Below are 3,078 nucleotides of genomic sequence, written 5' to 3'. Positions count from 1 at the left end.
CCGAGCATCGCGAAGGCGAGCAGGGCTGCGCTGCGGCCGGCGTTCTCGGTAAGTTGGAGGATGTCGAGTCCGAACTCTTCTTGAGCGAGTCGCTGGACGTCGCGCATCTGTGCAGCCGATACCGAGCAAACCTCGGAGCAGCGGCGCTGAGGGAAGCCTGCGGGGTCGGGCTTGACGGGCATGCGCACCTCACGGCCCCACCGGGGGCCACGGGTTGTGGAGTCTACGGAATCGTTCGGGGACGCGTCATGCCCCGGCAGTGCGAGACGGGTACGAAGCAGTGACACGGGCGCTGATGCCTCCGCGAGTGTTGAATTCGCCGACAACGGTCGCCGTGCGCGGCTGGATGGCAGCCACGATGTCGTCCAGGATGGTGTTGACCACGTCCTCGTAGAAGATGCCGCGGTTGCGGAAGGTGTGAAGGTAGAACTTGAAGCTCCGGAGTTCGATGCACTTCTGGTCGGGGACGTAGGTAATCCGAATCGTGCCGAAATCCGGCTGCCCGGTCATCGGGCAGACGCTGGTGAACTCGGGTGCAATGAACTCGATGACGTAGTCGCGCCCGGGGAATTGGTTGTCGAAAGCGTCGATCGTGCCGTCGGTGCGGAAGGTGTTGTTCGGATTCATGGTACTTCCATGTGCAGATTCGGACCGCGGCGCGGCTGGCGCAAGGTTACCCGCGGGGCAGGCCGAGTCCTCGCGTGGCAATGATGTTCCGGTTCACTTCGCTGGTCCCGCCGGCGATGGTGTAGCTCGGAGCAGCGAGGGCCCAACGCTCGATGCGACCACGGAGGGGCGCCCAGCGGGAGCCTGGCTCGAGTTGGCCCGGTAGCCCGAGGACACGAAGACCGGTGATACCCATCTGCCGCTGGAGCTCCGTGCCGAAGATTTTCGAAACCGAGGCTTCGGCGTTGGGCACCTTTCCTTCGCTCTGCATTTGGGCTACGCGGTAGCAGAGCCAGCGGCCAATTTCGAATTCCAAGTAGCGTTCGGCGAGTTCGTGTCGGATCTCGTCGCGGCGGAGGTGGTCGTGCTCGCGCACGTAGTCGATGAGGGCGTAGAGCGTGCTGCGGGTCATGACGACACGGTTGATGCTGGAGCGTTCCTGGTCGAGGGTGGTGGTGGCGATGTACCAGCCACGGTTCTCCTCGCCGACGAGGCAGTCGGCCGGAATGCGGACGTCGTCGAAAAAGACTTCGCAGAAGTGGCGGCTCCCCATGAGGTTGACAAGGGGACGGATCGTTATCCCTGGGAGGCGCATATCGACCATGAAGTAGCTGATGCCGCGGTGCTTCGGGGCCTCAGGGTCGGTTCGGGCGAGGAGAATGCCCCAGTCTGCCTCCTGGGCACCACTCGTCCAGATTTTTTGGCCGCTGACGATGTAGACGTCGCCATCACGCACGGCGCGGGTCTGGAGGCTGGCGAGGTCGGAACCGGCACCAGGCTCCGAGAAGAGCTGGCACCAGTGGTCATCCGCTGAGCGCATGCCGGGTAGCCAGCGCTGCTGTTGTTGGGGGGTACCGTGCATCATCAGGGCTGGGCCCGCGAGCCAGACGCCCTGGTCGTATGCGCCGGGGGCGCCTGCGGCGCTCATCTCCTCCATGTAGACAGTTTGGGTCATGTAGCTCGCGCCTGCGCCACCGAATGCTTTCGGCCAGCCCATGGTCAGCCAACCGCGGGCGGCGAGCTTCTTTCGGAACTGGCGGGTGAATTCCGCTTCCTCGGGCGTCATCTCTTCGCGGTCGTTCCGCATATCCCATGTTTCGCGCGGGAGTTCGGCGGCGAGGAATGCGCGTACCTCGGCGCGAAAGGCGGCATGTTCGGGCGAGTCGCGGAAGAGCATGGGCGAGTCCGGCGAGGCGAGTCTGGGCACCTGCAGTATAGCCATGCGTGGCCAAGCCGGAGGTGGGCAGCGCTACCGGGGTGGCGTAGGCTTCCTTCGACCGAACCCAAGAAGGGGGCTCATGCATGCACTTTCGGGACATCCTCTACAGCGTCCGCGACAGGGTGGCACGGATCACGCTGAACAAACCGGAAAAGTTGAACGCACTCTCGTGGGGCTCGTGGGCCGAGATCGAGAACGCTGTGGCGATGGCCGAGGCCGACGATGCGGTGCGCGCCGTCGTCTTCACCGGTGCGGGCCGGGGCTTCTGTGCCGGGACCGATCTGACCACGGCGACGACGGAGGCGGACTGGCCAGCTCGGCCGTTCCCAGGAAGGGCCGGGCTGCTGCGCTCACGCTTCCTCGCCACGGCGCAGGTTTACCACTGCCGCAAGCCGACCATCGCCGCGGTCAACGGTCCGTGTGTCGGGGCTGGGTTCTCCTTGGCCATGGCTTGTGACATCCGCATCGCGGCCGAGTCGGCGCGATTCAGTGCGATCTTCGTCAAGCGCGCCATCGTCGCCGATACCGGTTCGACGTGGCTGCTCCCGAGGCTCGTGGGACAGGAGTGGGCGTACCGGCTGCTCTACACCGGCGAGATGATCGACGCCCGGCAGGCCGAGCGAATCGGGCTGGTGAGCCAGGTGGTGCCGGATGAGGAGCTCCTGGAGGTAGCCGGAGCCCTCGCCTGTTCCATCGCGCGCGGGCCGAGCGTCGCGATCGAATTGATGAAGCGACTGGTGCAAGAAGGCGCGAGCCGCGGCCTCGACGAGCAGATCGAACTCGAGCAGTTCCTCCAGCAGATTACCCACGCCACGGAGGATGCGGAGGAGGGGCGGCGCTCGTTCCTCGAAAAGCGGGAGCCAATCTTCAAGGGCAGGTGAGCGGGTAACCCGCTCTCTACCCGGGCGCCACGAACCTGAGCGCGGGCGACGGCCTCGCTATGTCGACACTTGCGGTATGAACCTGCTCTCGGCCATCGCGCCGACCTCGATTCCGACGGACCCGGTCGAGGGCATCGCCGGGCGGGTGGGGTTCCAGGCGGCGGTGAAGGCAGTCCAGGCCGCTGCCGCGGCGCAGGCGGAGATCGTTCGTCTGCTCGACCCCAAGGTCGGTCAGTTTATCGACCGTTCGGCCTGAGGAACGTGCCCGCCGCGACTGGTACGCTTGCTGCATCACGAGTGTGGGATGCGCAT

The 3,078-nt window shown here is 65.4% G+C and carries 4 protein-coding genes and 1 pseudogene; 2 read left to right on the top strand and 3 right to left on the bottom strand.

The features are described 5' to 3' along the window. The 3 genes and pseudogenes from VAE53_RS00585 to VAE53_RS00575 form a co-directional block, all read right to left on the bottom strand. Nucleotides 1-182: pseudogene (locus tag VAE53_RS00585) on the bottom strand (hypothetical protein); the annotation flags it as partial. 64 nt (nucleotides 183-246) lie between these two features. Then, a complete protein-coding gene (gene queF / locus VAE53_RS00580; RefSeq protein ID WP_322817408.1) occupies nucleotides 247-627 on the bottom strand; it encodes a preQ(1) synthase in 381 nt (126 codons plus the stop codon). 46 nt (nucleotides 628-673) lie between these two features. Next, nucleotides 674-1,873 carry an acyl-CoA dehydrogenase family protein gene (locus VAE53_RS00575; protein WP_322817407.1) on the bottom strand — a complete coding sequence of 400 codons (1,200 nt, stop codon included), beginning with the start codon at nucleotides 1,871-1,873 and terminating at the stop codon, nucleotides 674-676. A gap of 95 nt (nucleotides 1,874-1,968) precedes the next feature. Here VAE53_RS00575 and VAE53_RS00570 point away from each other — a divergent pair, with 95 nt between their 5' ends. Together VAE53_RS00570 and VAE53_RS00565 are read left to right on the top strand one after the other, a co-directional pair. Further along, nucleotides 1,969-2,766 carry an enoyl-CoA hydratase-related protein gene (locus tag VAE53_RS00570; RefSeq protein ID WP_322817406.1) on the top strand — a complete coding sequence of 266 codons (798 nt, stop codon included), beginning with the start codon at nucleotides 1,969-1,971 and terminating at the stop codon, nucleotides 2,764-2,766. Between the two features lie 76 nt (nucleotides 2,767-2,842). Continuing rightward, nucleotides 2,843-3,022 (top strand): hypothetical protein, encoded by a 180-nt coding sequence (locus VAE53_RS00565; protein ID WP_322817405.1) that lies wholly within the window; start codon nucleotides 2,843-2,845, stop codon nucleotides 3,020-3,022. The last annotated feature ends 56 nt before the right edge of the window (nucleotides 3,023-3,078 follow it).

It is taken from the genome of Tepidiforma sp., assembly GCF_034432735.1.
Lineage (GTDB): Bacteria > Chloroflexota > Dehalococcoidia > Tepidiformales > Tepidiformaceae > Tepidiforma.
Note: the sequence above shows the minus strand (reverse complement) of the source record. Positions and strands in the feature narration are given on the sequence as shown.

What these genes read in the sequence shown, in the direction of transcription:
- queF (WP_322817408.1), bottom strand. Translation starts at nt 627, where the DNA reads ATGAATCCGAACAACACCTTCCGCACCGACGGCACGATCGACGCTTTC.
- VAE53_RS00565 (WP_322817405.1), top strand. Translation starts at nt 2,843, where the DNA reads ATGAACCTGCTCTCGGCCATCGCGCCGACCTCGATTCCGACGGACCCG.
- VAE53_RS00570 (WP_322817406.1), top strand. Translation starts at nt 1,969, where the DNA reads ATGCACTTTCGGGACATCCTCTACAGCGTCCGCGACAGGGTGGCACGG.